Origin of the sequence: Thioclava sp. GXIMD4216 (assembly GCF_037949285.1) — a bacterium.
GTDB classification, from domain to species: Bacteria; Pseudomonadota; Alphaproteobacteria; order Rhodobacterales; family Rhodobacteraceae; genus Thioclava; species Thioclava litoralis.
This window is the reverse complement of record NZ_CP149926.1, coordinates 237,590-254,240: the sequence shown is the minus strand read 5'-3', so window position 1 is coordinate 254,240 and position 16,651 is coordinate 237,590. Positions and strand designations below refer to the sequence as shown.

13 protein-coding genes, 2 tRNA genes and 1 rRNA gene are annotated in these 16,651 nt (G+C 59.8%); 8 read left to right on the top strand and 8 right to left on the bottom strand.

Annotation, left to right across the window (positions count from 1 at the left end; genetic code table 11):
• Window positions 1-2 precede the first annotated feature (2 nt).
• Window positions 3-350, bottom strand: coding sequence for a hypothetical protein (locus tag WDB88_RS01315; protein ID WP_339108416.1), 348 nt, complete (start codon window positions 348-350; stop codon window positions 3-5).
• Between the two features lie 144 nt (window positions 351-494).
• Here WDB88_RS01315 and WDB88_RS01310 point away from each other — a divergent pair, with 144 nt between their 5' ends.
• A complete protein-coding gene (locus WDB88_RS01310; protein WP_339108415.1) occupies window positions 495-1,670 on the top strand; it encodes a lytic murein transglycosylase in 1,176 nt (391 codons plus the stop codon).
• 1 nt (window position 1,671) lies between these two features.
• Here WDB88_RS01310 and WDB88_RS01305 read toward each other — a convergent pair whose 3' ends face one another.
• The 3 genes from WDB88_RS01305 to WDB88_RS01295 all read right to left on the bottom strand — a co-directional run bounded on the left by WDB88_RS01305 (window position 1,672) and on the right by WDB88_RS01295 (window position 7,172).
• Window positions 1,672-3,081, bottom strand: coding sequence for an HlyD family type I secretion periplasmic adaptor subunit (locus tag WDB88_RS01305; RefSeq protein WP_339108414.1), 1,410 nt, complete (start codon window positions 3,079-3,081; stop codon window positions 1,672-1,674).
• Window positions 3,081-4,841 carry a type I secretion system permease/ATPase gene (locus WDB88_RS01300; RefSeq protein ID WP_339108413.1) on the bottom strand — a complete coding sequence of 587 codons (1,761 nt, stop codon included), beginning with the start codon at window positions 4,839-4,841 and terminating at the stop codon, window positions 3,081-3,083. Before WDB88_RS01300 ends, WDB88_RS01305 begins: the two co-directional genes overlap by 1 nt.
• 120 nt (window positions 4,842-4,961) lie before the next feature.
• Window positions 4,962-7,172: a PBP1A family penicillin-binding protein gene (locus tag WDB88_RS01295; RefSeq protein WP_339108412.1), complete on the bottom strand. Its 2,211-nt coding sequence runs from the start codon at window positions 7,170-7,172 to the stop codon at window positions 4,962-4,964.
• Window positions 7,173-7,438: 266 nt separating this feature from the next.
• Between WDB88_RS01295 and WDB88_RS01290 the strand changes: the two genes are divergently transcribed.
• Both WDB88_RS01290 and WDB88_RS01285 read left to right on the top strand, forming a co-directional pair.
• Window positions 7,439-7,777, top strand: coding sequence for a P-II family nitrogen regulator (locus tag WDB88_RS01290; RefSeq protein WP_339108411.1), 339 nt, complete (start codon window positions 7,439-7,441; stop codon window positions 7,775-7,777).
• A 27-nt stretch (window positions 7,778-7,804) separates the two neighbouring features.
• Window positions 7,805-9,139: an ammonium transporter gene (locus tag WDB88_RS01285; protein ID WP_339108410.1), complete on the top strand. Its 1,335-nt coding sequence runs from the start codon at window positions 7,805-7,807 to the stop codon at window positions 9,137-9,139.
• Window positions 9,140-9,257: 118 nt separating this feature from the next.
• On the opposite strand, the gene WDB88_RS01280 is transcribed toward WDB88_RS01285, so the two are convergent.
• The 4 genes from WDB88_RS01280 to smpB form a co-directional block, all read right to left on the bottom strand.
• Window positions 9,258-9,695, bottom strand: coding sequence for a MarR family transcriptional regulator (locus WDB88_RS01280; protein WP_339108409.1), 438 nt, complete (start codon window positions 9,693-9,695; stop codon window positions 9,258-9,260).
• Between the two features lie 153 nt (window positions 9,696-9,848).
• Window positions 9,849-11,030, bottom strand: a complete 1,182-nt coding sequence (locus WDB88_RS01275) for an amino acid aminotransferase (RefSeq protein ID WP_339109449.1) — start codon at window positions 11,028-11,030, stop codon at window positions 9,849-9,851.
• Window positions 11,030-11,881 (bottom strand): 3-mercaptopyruvate sulfurtransferase, encoded by an 852-nt coding sequence (gene sseA / locus WDB88_RS01270; RefSeq protein ID WP_339108408.1) that lies wholly within the window; start codon window positions 11,879-11,881, stop codon window positions 11,030-11,032. Before sseA ends, WDB88_RS01275 begins: the two co-directional genes overlap by 1 nt.
• Window positions 11,882-12,001: 120 nt before the next feature.
• Complete coding sequence (smpB, locus tag WDB88_RS01265) at window positions 12,002-12,478, bottom strand: SsrA-binding protein SmpB (protein ID WP_339108407.1); 477 nt, start codon at window positions 12,476-12,478, stop codon at window positions 12,002-12,004.
• A gap of 161 nt (window positions 12,479-12,639) precedes the next feature.
• On the opposite strand from smpB, the gene msrP reads away from it, so the two are divergent.
• From msrP to WDB88_RS01240, 5 genes are all read left to right on the top strand, one after another.
• Window positions 12,640-13,545 (top strand): protein-methionine-sulfoxide reductase catalytic subunit MsrP, encoded by a 906-nt coding sequence (gene msrP / locus WDB88_RS01260; RefSeq protein ID WP_339108406.1) that lies wholly within the window; start codon window positions 12,640-12,642, stop codon window positions 13,543-13,545.
• Window positions 13,545-14,153, top strand: coding sequence for a protein-methionine-sulfoxide reductase heme-binding subunit MsrQ (msrQ, locus tag WDB88_RS01255; protein WP_339108405.1), 609 nt, complete (start codon window positions 13,545-13,547; stop codon window positions 14,151-14,153). Before msrP ends, msrQ begins: the two co-directional genes overlap by 1 nt.
• A gap of 626 nt (window positions 14,154-14,779) precedes the next feature.
• A 16S ribosomal RNA gene (locus WDB88_RS01250) occupies window positions 14,780-16,247 on the top strand.
• 144 nt (window positions 16,248-16,391) lie between these two features.
• Window positions 16,392-16,468: transfer RNA gene (locus WDB88_RS01245), tRNA-Ile, on the top strand.
• A gap of 15 nt (window positions 16,469-16,483) precedes the next feature.
• Window positions 16,484-16,559, top strand: a tRNA-Ala gene (locus WDB88_RS01240).
• Window positions 16,560-16,651 lie beyond the last annotated feature (92 nt).

Here is a 16,651-nt window from a genome sequence, read left to right as displayed (position 1 = left end):
CGTCAGGCGCTTGGCAGGTAGCCCGCCGGAGCATTGGGATCGCGCACGAAATCCAGCGGCGCGCGGTCCATCACAGGGGTTTCCCGCTTGATCGTGCAGATCAGTTCGCCATTCTCGACTTCCGATGCGATGATCAGCCCCGTGGCAATGTGGCGGATGCCCTCATACAGGGCGACTTCGCCGCGAAGATGATCGATCTCATCGGCATTCAGCGCCAGCCCGCCACGCCAGCGGCGCAGGATCGGCCAGCTTTTTTCGCCCGATTTCAGGCTCAGCCTCGTACGTTGGCCCGCGGTCTTGGTTTGCGCCTCGCGCATGGCTTGGGCAATATCTTTGGGCAAGAACTCCATCAGGTCCTCCATCTTCCGGATGAGCGGTCTTGGCATCAATTCTGTGCCGTTAATGGTGAAAATCAAGTGAAGTCGCACAAGATTTCTGACCTGATGCAAAGCCGTGGATGATGTGAAGCTTTTGGATAACCTAAGGAAATAACGATGAAATCCCGGTTTTTCTCTTTTCTGGTTGTAAGTTCTGTGGCCGCGGCGCCACTTTCTGCGGCGGGCTGTGGCGGCAATTTTACAACCTTTCTGAGCACTCTGACCCTTGAATTGCAGGCCGAGGGGCTAAGCGATTCTCAGGCGAAGGCATTTCTGCATGGGGCCCGTATCGATCCGGAGGTTCTGAAAGCGGATCGGGCGCAGGGTGTGTTCCGGTTGGATTTCGATGACTTCGCGCGTCGGGTGATCAGCCGGAACCGTCTTGAGACAGGCGCGTATCAAGCGGTGAAACAAGGCCCGTTGCTGCAAGACATCGAGCAGACTTACGGTGTTTCACGTGGCGTGCTTCTGGCTTTCTGGGGGTTGGAAACCGATTTCGGACAGGTGCAGGGGACGTATAAGACCCGCGATGCGCTTTTGACGCTGGCGCATGATTGCCGCCGCCCCCAGCTGTTTCTGCCACAGGTCATGGCGGCTGCAAAGCTGTATGCGCGGGGGGATTTCGACCCTTTGCGAACCCGTGGCGCATGGGCGGGCGAGATCGGGCAGGTCCAGATGCTGCCCAAGGATATTCTGGAAAACGGGGTGGATGGCGACGGGGACGGGCATGTCGATTTGAAAGGGTCTGCGGCGGATGCTCTGACGTCGGCGGCCAGACTGCTGCGTCATCTGGGCTGGCAACCGAACGCGCCTTGGCTGCAAGAGGTGACGTTACCCGATGATCTGGATTGGGCGCGGACCGGGCTGGATCACCCGGCGCCCATCTCGGAATGGGTCGCGCGGGGGGTGGTGCCGCGCGATGGCGTATTGGACCCCGCATTGTCTGCCGCCGTGATCCTGCCGATGGGGCGCAAGGGGCCGGCCTTCCTTGCTTACCCAAATTTCGAGGTTCTGTTCGAGTGGAATAAGAGTTTTGTCTATGTGACGACGGCGGCCTATTTCGCGACGCGACTGGAAGGGGCTCCGGTTTTCGAGGCGGGCCATCCCGATCCGGGGCTTTCAAAGGCCCAGATCAAGATCTTGCAAGAAAAGCTCTCGGCCCGTGGCGCGGATGTCGGCACGGTGGACGGCATCTTGGGCCGCAAGACGCGGGCCGCCGTACAAGGTGCGCAATCCGCTCTGGGGTTGCCTGCCGATGCTTGGCCGACCGTTGGATTGCTGAACCGTCTCTAGCTCAACTTTCGCGGAAGGCATGCTCGAGATAGCTCATGAAAGGTGCCAGAATATAGCTGAGGGGCGTGCGGTCAGTGGTGCGCAGATAGGCTTCGACCGGCATGCCCGGCAGAAGCGGCATCTTGGACATTTCTGCCTCTGCCGCAGCATCGGGCATCACCTCCGCGCGGTAATAGGTGGTTGATGTGGCCGGATCGACCGATGCGTCGGGCGAAATCCGCAGAACGCGACCGGAGAGTTCGGGTGTTTCGCGGGAGGGCAGGCTGGGCAGGCGCAGCGAGGCCACCTGATCCTGCCGTATCTCGTCAATATTCATGGGTGGCACGCGAATTTCGATCAGCATCGGGCGGTCTTGCGGGATAAGATAAAGCACCGGATCTGCGGGACGAAGTACGGCCAGACGGGTCGTGATGGCCATCTCGTGCACGATCCCGTCAATCGGCGCGCGGATGTCCAGAAGCGCGATCTTGTTTCGCAAATCGCGCGTTTGCTCCATCAGGGTCAGTTCTTTCTGGTCGATGTCGCGCAGCTGGTCCTCGGCTTCGACGCGGCGTTCGGACGTGGCTTGGAGCTTCTGGATTTCGGTCGAGGTGATCTCTTCCTCGGTTTCGGCGCGTTGTGCGATAAGCTGGCCGCGTTGTCCGAGAAGACTGGCCAGTTCGCGCTCCAGAGAGAGAATGCGTGTGCGCTGGGTCAGACCGCGTTCAAAAAGGCCTTTTTGCGATTGTAACTCGCGCGACAGAAGCATTTGCTGTTGCCCGATGGCGTTGATCTGCGCGTCGATCCCTGTCAGCCGGTTGGCGGCCTGAAGCGCTTTGCGATCCAGCTGGGACAGCATCTGGGCCAGTGTTTCGCGGCGGGCATCGAACAAGGTGGACTGGCCCGTCAGGATCTTCCGCAAATCGGCACGGTTGGCGGCTTTCGCGGCCAGAACAGGGGGCAGGGCCACCTGCTCTGCGCCAATTCTTTCGGCCTGGAGCCTTGCGCGCCGTGCCCGCAGGTCGAACAGCTGGTCTTCGAGGATGGTGAGATCGGATTGCATGTCGCCACCGTCCAGCCGGATCAGAATATCTCCGGCGGCAACCTTATCGCCGTCATGCACATAGATTTCCTCGACCCTTCCTCCCTGAGGGTGCTGCACCACCTGCCGGTTCGTGTCGAATTCCAGACGGCCGGAAACGATAACAGCCCCCGCGATGGTTGTCAGGCTTGCCCAGCTGCCGAAGATCACCACCAGAATGAACAGCGCCGCATAGCCCAGAAGCAGCAGCCGTTTGGTGGCGCTGTCTTTGGGGGCGATCTGCCCCGAAGGCACGGGCTTTTTTGCCGGGGTCACCGGGCGGGGAGGGGTCTGGGCCAGACGTCTGGAAAGGTCGGCCACCCGGAGCGGGGTTTGAGGTTCGTAGCGCATCAGAGGGGGCCTCCGTGACGGGGCTGGGCTTTGGACCGGTCATAGCTGGCGATCTGGCTGATATCCTTGGCGTTTCGCACGGTTTTGGACAAAACCTCTTGGCGCGGGCCATAGGCGCGGACCTGACCACGGTCCAGCATCAGCAGCATGTCGCATTCCGTAATGGCCGCCGGACGATGGGCCATCACGATCACCGCGCCCCGCCGCGCCTTCATTTCGCGGATGGCATGGTTGAGTGCGGCGCTTCCATCGGCATCAAGATTGGCATTCGGCTCGTCCAGAATCAGCAGGACGGGATCGCCGTAAAGCGCGCGGGCCAGACCGATGCGCTGGATCTGTCCGCCCGAGAGCGGCCCCGACGCGCCCTGCACCCGTGTCTCGTAACCGTCCGGCAGATCAAGGATCATGTCATGCGCATCGGCGCGCTTTGCCGCCTCGATCACCGAATCGAGAGACGGTGTCTCTTTCATGCGTGCGATGTTTTCCGCAATCGTGCCCTCGAAAAGCGTAACGTTCTGAGGAAGATACCCCAGAAGCTGGCCCAGCGTGTCCGACTGGAAACGCGCGAGTTCATTATGGTCCAGACGCAGATGCCCGTCGGCAATCGGCCTGACGCCGCATAGGGTCCGTGCCAGTGTGGTCTTGCCGCATCCCGAAGGCCCGATGACCCCCAGCGCCTGTCCGGGTTCCAGCCGGAAGCTGACGGCACGCAGGGCGGGCTTGCGGGCGCCGGGCGGAAAGACGGTCAGGTCTTTTGCCCAGATCCGCGCGGCGGGGCGCGAAGGGATCGTGCTGCTTTCGGCGGGCTTGCTATCAAGCAATTCCGGCAGACGGTTCCAGCCGTCGCGGGCGCGCATGATGACGCTCCATCCGCCAATGACGGTTTCCACGGGGCTGAGGGCGCGCCCCATGAGGATCGAGCCGGCAATCATCGCCCCCGCGCTCATCTCGCCGCGCAAGACAACCCAGGCACCCAGGGCCAGCATGGCGGATTGCAGAAGCTGCCGGAAGCTGCGGGTAAAGGTGGTGAAGCCATTCGTGCGGTCGGCGGCGCGGGCCTCGCTTTGGGTGGCAAGGCTGCGGCTGTCGCGCCAGCGCCGGAAGGCGGCGCCCTGCATGCCCAAGGCCTGCAACAGTTCGGCCTCGTCGCGCAAATAGGTGCCCAGCCTGCTGGAGGTGGTTTGCGCTTTCGCGGCCTCGCGGCTGAGGCCACGGGTGGCCAGACGGTTGAGCAGGGTGACCGCAATCAGAACCGCGCCGCCGCCCAATGCCAGAAGTCCCAGCAGCGGGTGGAAGATGAAGATGGCCATGAAAAACAGCGGTGACCAAGGCATGTCGAAGATGGCCAGCAGAATGCGCGAGCCCAGAAGTTTCTGCACGGCATCCAGATCGGCCAGACCCAGACTGGAGACCAGATCTTCGGGGTTGAGCGCATTGCGGCGTAGCACCGCGGCAAAAACCCGCGATTCCAGACGGCCCATCATACGTTTGGCCACATGCGACATCAGTTGGGCGCGGGCAAAATCCAGAGTGCCCATGATCGTGTAAAGAAACACCACCAGCAGGAACAGGCTGGCCAGCGTTTCTTCCGCACGCGAAGCCAGCACCCTGTCATAGACCTGCAGCATGAACATCGGACCCGTCATCATCAGCAGGTTCACGAAAGCCGAGAACACCGCGACGCTGACCAGAAGCCCTGCCTCGCGCTGCCGTTCGGCATTCAGCTCTTTCTTTCCCTTCAGAAAACGACGATCCGGCATGACACCCTTTCAGAGTTGTCGCAAAAGAACCCCGGCACCTGTTTCAAGAGGTGCCGGGGTCCAGTGTTGCCCAGAGGTCTTTCCGAAGATTTACCGCAAGGGTTGAATCTCGTTAAAGCTCTAACGTTTTCCGGTAATCGCCCCCAGAACATCATTAATGATCTTTTCGGCGATATTCGGCTCTTGCTGCTGAACCGGCTGGTTCTGCGCATTCCAGCCGGACACGACGGTGCCATCGCTGGAATAGGTTTGCCCGTCATAGGGCTGGGTCTGGCCGCGCCATTCCGACGGGTCGGCCATCGGCAGCGGTTTCGATTCCTGCCCCTGTTCGACGCGGGTCATGACCTCGTGCCAGATCTCGGCGGGTAGGCCGCCGCCGGTCACGCCGGTCAGGGGCTTGTTATTGTCATTGCCCATCCAGACGCCGGTGACGTAATCGGCGGTGAAGCCGATAAACCATGCATCCCGCGCCGACTGGGTGGTGCCGGTCTTGCCTGCAACCTCGTAGCCGTTCAGCTTGGCGCGGCGGCCGGTGCCGTTCTCGACGACGGAATGCATCATATAGACCAGCTCGCGCGCGGCTTTCTCGGAGATGACCCGCTCGCCGATGCCGCCGCCGGAAGTGAAGATCGGGGTCTGGTCCCCCTTCAGTCGCAGGTCCGTCAGGCCATAAGGCCGGACCGAGGAGCCGCCATTGAGGATGCCCGCATAGGCCCCCGTCATGTCGATCAGGGTCGATTCCGACACCCCGAGACCCAGCGCCGGACCCTTGGCAAGATTGTGCCCGAAGCCGAAATCTTCCGCCACTTTGCGCACGGCATCGCGGCCCACCTCTTCCTGCAGGCGCACGGTGGCCACATTGACCGAATGCGTCAGCGCCTGCGTCAGGGTGATCGGGCCGCTATAGGTGCGCTCGTAGTTCTGCGGTGACCACGGGCCGGAGCCGGGAATGTTCAGCGTCAGAGGTGTGTCCTGCACGATGGAATCAGGTGTGTAGCCCATATCCATCGCCGCCGCATAGACGAAGGGCTTGAAGGTCGAACCGGGCTGGCGCAGGGCCATTGTCGCGCGGTTGAACGCCCCCGTCACCTTGCTTTCGCGCCCGCCGACCATCGCACGGACCGCCCCGTCGGCGCTCATGACAATGATCGCCGCTTCCGCTTTGGAGCCATCCTTGACCTTGTTGTCGAACACATCCTTCAGCGCGCTTTCGGCGGCAGCCTGCACCCGTTGGTCCAGCGTGGTATGCACGATCACGTCTTCGGTGGTGTCGCTTGACAGGAAGGGCGGGATGTCATCCATCACCCAGTCGGCAAAATAGCCGCCCGCACGTTTCTGCGCCGCTTCCGACAGGGTTGCGGGATGCGCCACGGCCTCCTGATACTGGGCATCGGTCAGGAATTTCTGCTCGTGCATCAGGGCCAGAACCGTGCCTGCCCGCGCCTGCGAACGTGCCAGATTATTGGTCGGGGCATAGCGGGTCGGCGCTTTCAGCAGGCCGGCAAGCATGGCGGCCTGCTGCGGGTTCACATTGGCTGCCGAGATCCCGAAATACCGCTGTGCGGCGGCTTCGAAGCCGCGCGCACCCGCCCCCAGATAGGCCCTGTTGAGATAGATCGTCAGGATGTCGTTTTTGGTATACTTGGCTTCCATCGCCAGCGCATAGGGGATCTCTTTGATCTTGCGCGTCAGCCCGCCCGAGCGGCAGTCGGTTTCATATTCAGCCTCGTTCTTCCATTTCTTGGGGTCATATTCGACGCCCAGACACAGAAGCTTTGCCACCTGTTGCGTGATGGTCGAGCCGCCATTGCCGGAGAAGGGGCCGCGCCCCTCGCTGAGGTTGATGCGGATCGCCGAGCCGATGCCGCGCGGGCTGACCCCGAAATGATGGTAGAAGCGGCGGTCTTCGGTGGCCACGACGGCCTCGCGCAGATAGGGTGAAACGTTCTTGGCGGTAATCTGGCCGCCAAAGGTTTCCCCGCGCCATGCGAAAACCTGATTGTCACGGTCAAGCATCGTGACAGAGCCGCGGGTCCGGCCATCCAGCAGGGTCTCGAGCGGCGGGAGCTGGGTGTAGTAGTAATAGACGAAGCTACCCAGCACCAAGGCGATCACGGCAAAGACGCGCCACGTGACCTTGAACAGCAGGCTTCCGAAGAACCTCAAAAGGCCCAGCAGCAATCCGACAATCAGGCCGTGACGCCGCACAGGACGCTTCCGAGCCGGTTTTGCGGATTTCTTCGGGGGGGTCTTCTTCGGTCCAGGTTTGCCGCCGCGAGGGTAGCGTCGTTCCGCCACCAGCGGTTTGCGCGGGCCGCCATTATTTGCCATCTGCTCGTTTCCGTTTTTGATCGTTGCGGATAATTTACACGGCTGGGCAGGCTTTGTGGAGATTATGGTTCTCACGATTCGGTATATTGTCCGCTTAAATTTTAATCTTGCTGCTTAAATATTGGATATTGCCTGCGCTGAAAGGCACGGGATCGTGAGGAGGCGATGAGGGTTTGCTTGTGCAATGCCTAAGAAATGGGCTTTCTGACAGCGTGCCGCCTATCGAATCCGGCAGGCGGAGCTGCGGATACAGGAAGGGATCGAACGTGAAACTGATTATTGCAGCAATCAAGCCTTTCAAGCTGGAAGAGGTGCGTGAAGCACTCACCTCCATCGGCGTGCGTGGCATGATGGTGACCGAAATCAAGGGTTTCGGAGCGCAGTCCGGTCATACGGAAATCTATCGTGGCGCCGAATACGCGGTGAATTTCGTGCCGAAGGTGAAGCTTGAAATCGTCGTGACCGATGGTCTGGCGGATGAGGTCGTCGACACGATCCTCAAAGCCGCAAAAACCGACAAGATCGGTGATGGCAAGATCTTTGTGCTCGATGTGGCACAGTCGGTTCGCGTTCGTACCGGGGAAACCAACGAAGACGCTCTATAAGCGTTACGGAATACAGGGATAGGTGAAATGAACAAATTGCTGAAATCAGCGGCGCTTGCCTCGGCATTCGCCCTGTCGGCCCTGCCGGCTTTGGCACAGGACGCCACGGAAGCGGCAGCGCCTGTGATCGACAAGGGCGACGTGGCCTGGATGATGACCGCGAGCCTGCTCGTGCTCTTCATGCTCGTTCCCGGTCTGGCACTGTTCTATGGCGGGCTTGTGCGCACCAAGAACATGCTCTCGATTCTGATGCAATGTACCGTAGTCGGCGCAATGGTGATGGTGATCTGGGTGGTCTATGGCTACTCGATGGCCTTTGGCGGCGGCACCTCGCCGTTCTGGGGCGGTTTCGGCAAGCTGTTCCTTGCAGGGGTTACGCCGGACACGACCGCCGCCACCTTCACTGATGGTGTCGTGCTGCCGGAATATGTCTTTATCGCGTTCCAGATGACATTTGCCGCAATCACTCCGGCGCTGTTCATCGGCGGGTTCGCCGAGCGTGTGAAATTCTCGGGCGTTCTGGTCTTCTCGGCGCTTTGGGTCACCTTCGTCTACTTCCCGATCGCCCATATGGTGTGGGATGGCGCAGGCCTGATCTTCAACATGGGCGCAATCGACTTTGCCGGAGGCACCGTGGTGCATATCAATGCCGGTGTGGCTGCGCTTGTTGCCGCGATCTTCATCGGGCCGCGCATCGGTCTGGGCCGCGATATGATGGCACCGCATTCGATGACGCTGACGCTGGTGGGTGCGGCGATGCTGTGGGTCGGCTGGTTCGGCTTCAACGCGGGCTCCAACCTTGAAGCCAATGGCGGCGCAACGCTGGCACTGTTCAACACCTTCGTGGCCACTGCTGGCGCGATCCTTGCATGGTGCCTCATCGAATCGATGGCACGTGGCAAGGCGTCGATGCTGGGCGCTGCCTCGGGGATGGTTGCAGGCCTCGTGGCGATCACTCCGGCATGTGGCACCACCGGTCCGGTTGGCGCGATTGTTCTGGGCGCTGTGGCTTCGGGCTTCTGCTACTTCTTCGTCACTACCGTGAAGAACAAGTTCGGCTATGACGACAGCCTCGATGTCTTCGGCATCCACGGCGTGGGCGGGATCGTCGGCGCGATCGGCACCGGTATCCTGTGCGCACCGTCGCTGGGCGGTACCGGCTATGTGGTCGAGGCAGGCACGATGGCGGCACAGGTCATGGCGCAGATCAAGGCGATTGGCGTGACCATCCTGTGGACGGGGATCGGCTCGATCATCCTGCTCTACATCACCAAGGCCCTTGTCGGCTTCCGCGTCAGCCAAGACGAAGAGCGTCAGGGTCTGGACCAGACCTCGCATGGCGAAAGCGCGTATCACCCGTAAGAGGGGCGCATCACCGCTTAGAAGAAAGGCCCGGATCCGTGCGATCCGGGCCTTTTGCTATGTGATGGCATCGCCTGTAACACGCCCGGGGCAAGGCTGTCGCGATCTGGGCGTGGCCTCAACGGTGCTGGTTGTTCAGCGTATTGAGGTTGTGGATCAGCTTTTCCAGAATGTCGGTCAGTTCTTCATAGGTGCCCTCGGGCATACCGGTCATGGATTCGGCATAAACGCGGTCAGCGGCGCTACGGGCTTCGGTGAACGTGTTCTGGGCCTTTTCTGTCGGCGCAACCAGCCGCACGCGACGGTCATTGGGGGAGGGGGCCCGCTCGACCCAGCCGCCCTGTTCCATCCGGTCGACAAGACGCGATACCGAGATCGGCTCGATTTCCATCAACTCGGCAATCCGCGCCTGCGGCAGCGGTCCTTCACGCATGAGAATCGACATAAGGCGCCATTGCGAAGATGTCAGTCCGATATCGGCCGTATGGGTTTCAAAGCGGCTGCGCACGGCGCGCGAGGCGTCGTGCAGAAGATAGGCTAGGCGGGCTTTGGGCATAGGGAACCTCTGTTGTCTGACATCATCTTAGGATGAAACGGTTATTATTTTATAAGTTTGCTCAAAGTAACTCTACCGCATTCGTCTTACAATATATGAAAAAAGGCAGCCCTGGGGGCTGCCTACTTAGGTCTTAAAGATGCAATCTGCGGGTCAGACGCCGGCTGCGACAATCGCCTTGGCCAAGAGCGGCACCGAGTTTTCATTCAGGCCGGCGATGTTCAGACGCGAGTCACCGACCATATAGATCGCGTTATCTTCGCGCATTTTCATCACCTGTGCCTCGGTCGCCCCCAGACGCGAGAACATGCCGCGGTGACGGGCGAGGAAGTCGAACCGGTCCGAATTGGTCAACTGGCGCAGCTCGGCGGCCAGTTGCTCGCGCAGGCCCAGCATGCCGTTGCGCACGGATTCCAGCTCGTCTTCCCACTCCTGACGCAGGGTCGGGTCGGTCAGGACCTTCGCCACCAGCGCCTGCCCGTGGAAGGGCGGGAAGGAATAGGCCAGACGGTTCAGCTTGCCCAGATTGTCCTGCGTGATTGCGGTATTGGCCGCATCGCCCAGCACCATCAGACAGCCGGTGCGCTCGCGGTAGATGCCGAAGTTCTTCGAGCAGGAGGCCGCGATCATCAGTTCCGGCATCTTCTCGGCCATCAGGCGGGTGCCTGCGGCATCGGCTTCCAGACCGTCGCCAAAGCCCTGATAGGCCAGATCGATCATCGGGGTCGCGCCGTTTGCCAGCAGGGTCTCGGCAACCACGGCCCATTGCTCCAGCGTCAGGTTCGCGCCGGTCGGGTTATGGCAGCAGCCATGCAGCAGGACGACATCCCCCTTCTTGGCCTGCTTGAGGTCTTCGATCATCGCGTCAAAGGCCACCGCGCGGGCGTCATTGTCGAAATACCGGTAGGGTTTGACCTCGACACCCATGAAATTCAGGATGGCGATATGGTTCGGCCAGGTCGGGTCCGACACCCAGACTTTCATCTCGGGGTTGGCCAGACGCGCCAGTTCGAAGGCCTGACGGCAGGCACCGGTGCCGCCGACGGTCGACAGGAAGGCCAGACGGTCCGCCGGATAGCCTTCGCCCAGCACCATCGCGGCCATTGCGCCGTGGAAATCCGGCTGGCCGATCAGGCTGGCATAGGTTTTGGTGGTTTCGGTCTCGTGCAGGATCTTCTCGGCTTTCGAGATTGCCGACATGATCGGGGTCTTGCCTTCAGCAGTCTTGTAGACGCCGACACCAAGGTCGATCTTTTCGTCGCGCGGATCGGCGCGATAGAGGCCGGACAAGGCAAGGATCTTGTCCGCCGGCGTGGGTTTGAGATTGCTGAACATCATGCTTCTCCGGTTGCGACCCTGAGGTCGTTATACATGCCCCATTCGGACCAGCTGCCGTCATAAAGCGACCAATCCGATTTGCCCATCGATTCGAGCGCCAGCGCCAGCACGGCCGCCGTCACACCCGATCCGCAGGACGTGATGGCGGGTTTCGCCAGATCGACGCCTGCTGTTTCGAAAATCGCGCGCAGATCCTCGGGGGATTTCATCGTGCCGTTCGCGTTGAGAACCGTGCCGAAGGGCACATTGCGCGCATTGGGGATATGGCCTGCCCGCAGACCGGGGCGCGGCTCGGGCTGGCTGCCCGCAAAGCGTTCGGCGGCACGCGCATCGATGATCACCGCATCGCCCAGTTTCGAGCTATGCGCGACCTGCGTCACATCCTTCACTAGCTGCGCCTGACGCTGCACCGTCATATGCCGTTCGCGCAGCACGGGCGGCATGTCTTCGGTGGGGCGGTTCTCGGCCAGCCATTTCGGCAGGCCCCCATCCAGCACCGCAACATCGGCTTTGCCGAACAGCTTGAACAGCCACCACACGCGCGGTGCCGAGAAGATGCCGCATTGATCGTAGATCACCACCTGATGGCCGTCGCCCACGCCCATTGCCCGCATCCGCGAGATGAACTTTTCGGCGGGCGGTGCCATATGCGGCAGATCGGAACGCTGGTCGGAAATCTCGTCGATATCGAAAAAGCGTGCGCCGGGGATATGGCAGGCGTCATACGCCGCCTTCGCATCCTTATCGGACCCCGGCATGAACCAGGATGCATCGATCACCCGCAGATCGGGATTTTTCAGATGGTCCTCAAGCCAGTCGGTCGATACCAGTATCTTCGGATTATCCATCGCGCGCCTCCCTCCCTTTTACTCAGCTTCCTGATTAAACGGAAGAGGATCGGGGGTGCAAGGGCGGATCGGGCAAGGCTGCCTTGCCCGCACAGCCGCAGCTTGCATCCGCGCGTCAGGTCAGAGGTTCTGCTTGAGCAGGCGCTGCTTCTGGCGATCCCAGTCGCGCTTGGCTTCGGTGGCGCGTTTATCGGCCACTTTCTTCCCCTTGGCGATGCCGATCAAGAGCTTCACCAGACCCTTTTCATTGAAATACATCTTCAGCGGCACGATGGTCATGCCTTCGCGCTGGGTCGCATTCCACAGCCGCGAGAGTTCACGCTTGGACACCAGCAGCTTGCGCTTGCGGCGTTCCTCATGGCCGAAGGTCTTGGCCTGAGCGTATTTCTCGATATTGCCGTTGATCAGCCACAGCTCCGCCTCTTCGACGGATGCATAGCTCTCGGCGATATTGGCGCGGCCATTGCGCAGGGACTTGACCTCGGATCCGGTCAGCACGATGCCCGCCTCGAGCGTATCCTCGACGGCGTAATGGTAGCGTGCCTGACGGTTCTCGGCGATCAGGCCGTTATTCTCGGAACTCGGTTTCTTAGCCATGATCGGGCAGAGATAGGGCGGCTGGCCGCCCGAGTAAAGATCCTACAGGCTGCGGGGTGACCAAATCGTGAGGGATTTTTGCGCAAAGCCTGAAACTTCTGCCCCGTCCGGCCCGTATACTTCCCCGTATGCTTTGCCAGATGCCTATAGCCGGAGGGTCGATGATGCGCCAAGACTGGGATATCTACAAGGATCGGGATGTCACCCCGAAGGAGATGTTTCTCAACCGCCGCCAGATCATGGCTGGTGGCCTCGGGGCGGCGTGTGTCACGGCCCTGCCGCGCGGAGCCCGTGCCGAGGCGCTCACGCCCAATAGCTTCGAGGAGATCACCTCTTACAACAATTTCTACGAATTCGGCTGGGACAAGTCGGACCCGAAGAAATATGCGGCGGCGCTGACCACGACCCCTTGGTCGGTGGAGATTGACGGGCTGGTCGAGAGGCCCGGCACCTATGCGCTGGAGGATCTGCTGAAGATGGTCACCGTCAGCGAACGTATCTACCGTTTCCGCTGTGTCGAGGCCTGGTCGATGGTGATCCCGTGGTCGGGGTTCCAGTTGTCGGACCTGCTGGAAAGCGTCGGTGTGCAATCCGGCGCCCGATATGTGGGGTTCACCTCGGTGCTGCGCCCGAAAGAGATGCCCGGCCAGAGCGGGTATTCCGGCATCGACTGGCCCTATCAGGAAGGGCTGCGGCTGGACGAGGCGATGAACCCGCTGACCCTGATGGCCACCGGCCTTTATGGTGAGGACCTCCCCAAGCAGAACGGCGCACCGATCCGGCTGGTCGTGCCGTGGAAATACGGGTTCAAATCGGCCAAGAGCATCGTGAAGATCTCGCTTCTGAAAGACCAGCCGCTGAATACATGGCAGGCGCTGCAGCCGAAGGAATACGGCTTCTATGCCAATGTGAACCCGCAGGTGGACCATCCGCGCTGGTCACAGGCCACCGAGAGGGTGATTGGCGCGGGGCTGTTTGGCGGGCGGAAAGAGACGCTGATGTTCAACGGCTACGGCGAGCAGGTGGCCTCTCTCTATAAAGGCATGGATCTGCGGAAGTTCTACTGATGCAGCTGGCTATCGCGTCTCCGATCAATCGCGCCACACGTCATCTGCCGACATGGCTCGTCTATATAGCGGGACTGATCCCCTTGGCTTGGGTGGTGTGGCTGGTGCTTTCCGGCGGGATCGGTGTCGATCCGGTCAAGGGGATCGAGCACCGTCTGGGCAAGATCGCGCTGTGGTTCCTGATGGGCGGGCTGGTGATCTCGCCCCTGCGCCGAACCACGGGGGTGAACTTGCTGCGTTATCGCCGTGCCGTGGGGCTTCTGGGCTTCTTCTATGTGGCGCTGCATCTTCTGGCATGGATCGTGCTGGATATGGCGCTGCTCTGGGGGCAGTTGCTGCCCGACCTCTATCGCCGCCCCTATCTGTTCTTCGGGATTGCCGCCTTTGTGCTGATGATCCCGCTGGCGCTGACCTCGAATAAGGCCTCGATCCGGCATCTGGGCAAAAACTGGCGCCGCCTGCACTGGCTGGTCTATCCGGCCGTCGGCTTGGGCGTGCTGCATTATGTCTGGCAGATGAAGGTGATCTCGCAGGAAGGCTGGATCTGGATCGCGGCATTCACCCTGCTGATGCTTCTTCGGGGTGTTTGGGGTTTGATGGGCCGTTAAGGAGCGCTTTGAGGTGGGTTTGTTTTCGCGTCGGGGAGGGTTCGGCTGGGGCAGGGTGTGTGTGGGTTGGTTTTTGGGCGGGTGATTCCTGTGGTTTTGGGTGTGTTGGGGATTGGCGTCATAAAACTGTTCGAAATATATACTTTAATTTCAGTTGGTTAGTTGATTTTTTTGGTTTTTGGTATGTTTTTGTGAAAAAAGGGGTTGCGGGTTGTGGGTGTTCTCCGTAAATACCGCTTCACCGCAGCGGCAGACGACGCAGCGGGGCGCTTGAGCCGCGGCAGACAGGATCGAAAGAGACGGTTTGGAGTGGTTGAGGCGGAAGGAAATTCGGAAGATTAGGTTGGCGGTTAGCACCTGAGGATTGGGTGCTGCTGGTAATTTTTGTCTTCGGCTCTTTGACATTGATGGTTTTACTGAAGAGATATGCGGGCGGTTTGGTCGATGATCGACTAAATGATCGTTTGCATATCGGCTCACTAGGGCGTCTAGCCCGATGATGTGAGTGTCAGCTTCACTGTTTGTCGGTTTCACGCAAGTGAGAACGGTAAGCAGAAAGCGTTTATCCAATTGGATAGACGATGTGCGAAGGTTCATGCGTCAAGGTTAGCGATGTAAATCGCTTTCAACTTGAGAGTTTGATCCTGGCTCAGAACGAACGCTGGCGGCAGGCCTAACACATGCAAGTCGAGCGAGATCTTCGGATCTAGCGGCGGACGGGTTAGTAACGCGTGGGAACGTACCCTTTGCTACGGAATAGTCCCGGGAAACTGGGTTTAATACCGTATGTGCCCTTCGGGGGAAAGATTTATCGGCAAAGGATCGGCCCGCGTTGGATTAGGTAGTTGGTGGGGTAATGGCCTACCAAGCCTACGATCCATAGCTGGTTTGAGAGGATGATCAGCAACACTGGGACTGAGACACGGCCCAGACTCCTACGGGAGGCAGCAGTGGGGAATCTTAGACAATGGGCGCAAGCCTGATCTAGCCATGCCGCGTGAGCGATGAAGGCCTTAGGGTTGTAAAGCTCTTTCAGCTGGGAAGATAATGACGGTACCAGCAGAAGAAGCCCCGGCTAACTCCGTGCCAGCAGCCGCGGTAATACGGAGGGGGCTAGCGTTGTTCGGAATTACTGGGCGTAAAGCGCACGTAGGCGGATTAGTAAGTTAGAGGTGAAATCCCAGGGCTCAACCTTGGAACTGCCTTTAATACTGCTAGTCTTGAGTTCGAGAGAGGTGAGTGGAATTCCGAGTGTAGAGGTGAAATTCGTAGATATTCGGAGGAACACCAGTGGCGAAGGCGGCTCACTGGCTCGATACTGACGCTGAGGTGCGAAAGTGTGGGGAGCAAACAGGATTAGATACCCTGGTAGTCCACACCGTAAACGATGAATGCCAGTCGTCGGCAAGCATGCTTGTCGGTGACACACCTAACGGATTAAGCATTCCGCCTGGGGAGTACGGTCGCAAGATTAAAACTCAAAGGAATTGACGGGGGCCCGCACAAGCGGTGGAGCATGTGGTTTAATTCGAAGCAACGCGCAGAACCTTACCAACCCTTGACATCCTGATCGCGGTTAGTGGAGACACTTTCCTTCAGTTCGGCTGGATCAGTGACAGGTGCTGCATGGCTGTCGTCAGCTCGTGTCGTGAGATGTTCGGTTAAGTCCGGCAACGAGCGCAACCCACGTCCTTAGTTGCCAGCAGTTCGGCTGGGCACTCTAGGGAAACTGCCGATGATAAGTCGGAGGAAGGTGTGGATGACGTCAAGTCCTCATGGCCCTTACGGGTTGGGCTACACACGTGCTACAATGGCGATGACAATGGGCTAATCCCAAAAAGTCGTCTCAGTTCGGATTGGGGTCTGCAACTCGACCCCATGAAGTCGGAATCGCTAGTAATCGCGTAACAGCATGACGCGGTGAATACGTTCCCGGGCCTTGTACACACCGCCCGTCACACCATGGGAGTTGGGTCTACCCGACGGCCGTGCGCCAACCAGCAATGGAGGCAGCGGACCACGGTAGGCTCAGCGACTGGGGTGAAGTCGTAACAAGGTAGCCGTAGGGGAACCTGCGGCTGGATCACCTCCTTTCTAAGGATGTTTCTAGTAGCTTGGCTTGCCTTGCTCGTGAAACACTTAGCATGAGGCTCAGTCAGAGCCTCAAACATATACGGCCAGGCCGTCCTCATATCTCTTCAGTAGTCGGAAAAATGCCAAGGGCTTCGGTCCAGGAATGGGTCGGTAGCTCAGGTGGTTAGAGCGCACGCCTGATAAGCGTGAGGTCGGAGGTTCAAGTCCTCCTCGACCCACCACTTTCCACAGTTTATGGGGCCTTAGCTCAGCTGGGAGAGCGCCTGATTTGCATTCAGGAGGTCAGGAGTTCGATCCTCCTAGGCTCCACCATAACTTCTGACAGTAAAACCAAAGATGACTAGATCCAATCAGATCAGCAAGACGTTCAAGTGATGAACGGTTTGCTCGTCCGATTGGACGGT

Bases quoted from the DNA above. Each gene is read 5' to 3' on its own strand.
- WDB88_RS01315 (WP_339108416.1), bottom strand. From the start codon at position 350: ATGGAGTTCTTGCCCAAAGATATTGCCCAAGCCATGCGCGAGGCGCAA.
- WDB88_RS01310 (WP_339108415.1), top strand. From the start codon at position 495: ATGAAATCCCGGTTTTTCTCTTTTCTGGTTGTAAGTTCTGTGGCCGCG.
- WDB88_RS01305 (WP_339108414.1), bottom strand. From the start codon at position 3,081: ATGCGCTACGAACCTCAAACCCCGCTCCGGGTGGCCGACCTTTCCAGA.
- WDB88_RS01300 (WP_339108413.1), bottom strand. From the start codon at position 4,841: ATGCCGGATCGTCGTTTTCTGAAGGGAAAGAAAGAGCTGAATGCCGAA.
- WDB88_RS01295 (WP_339108412.1), bottom strand. From the start codon at position 7,172: ATGGCAAATAATGGCGGCCCGCGCAAACCGCTGGTGGCGGAACGACGC.
- WDB88_RS01285 (WP_339108410.1), top strand. From the start codon at position 7,805: ATGAACAAATTGCTGAAATCAGCGGCGCTTGCCTCGGCATTCGCCCTG.
- WDB88_RS01280 (WP_339108409.1), bottom strand. From the start codon at position 9,695: ATGCCCAAAGCCCGCCTAGCCTATCTTCTGCACGACGCCTCGCGCGCC.
- WDB88_RS01275 (WP_339109449.1), bottom strand. From the start codon at position 11,030: ATGTTCAGCAATCTCAAACCCACGCCGGCGGACAAGATCCTTGCCTTG.
- sseA (WP_339108408.1), bottom strand. From the start codon at position 11,881: ATGGATAATCCGAAGATACTGGTATCGACCGACTGGCTTGAGGACCAT.
- smpB (WP_339108407.1), bottom strand. From the start codon at position 12,478: ATGGCTAAGAAACCGAGTTCCGAGAATAACGGCCTGATCGCCGAGAAC.
- msrP (WP_339108406.1), top strand. From the start codon at position 12,640: ATGATGCGCCAAGACTGGGATATCTACAAGGATCGGGATGTCACCCCG.
- msrQ (WP_339108405.1), top strand. From the start codon at position 13,545: ATGCAGCTGGCTATCGCGTCTCCGATCAATCGCGCCACACGTCATCTG.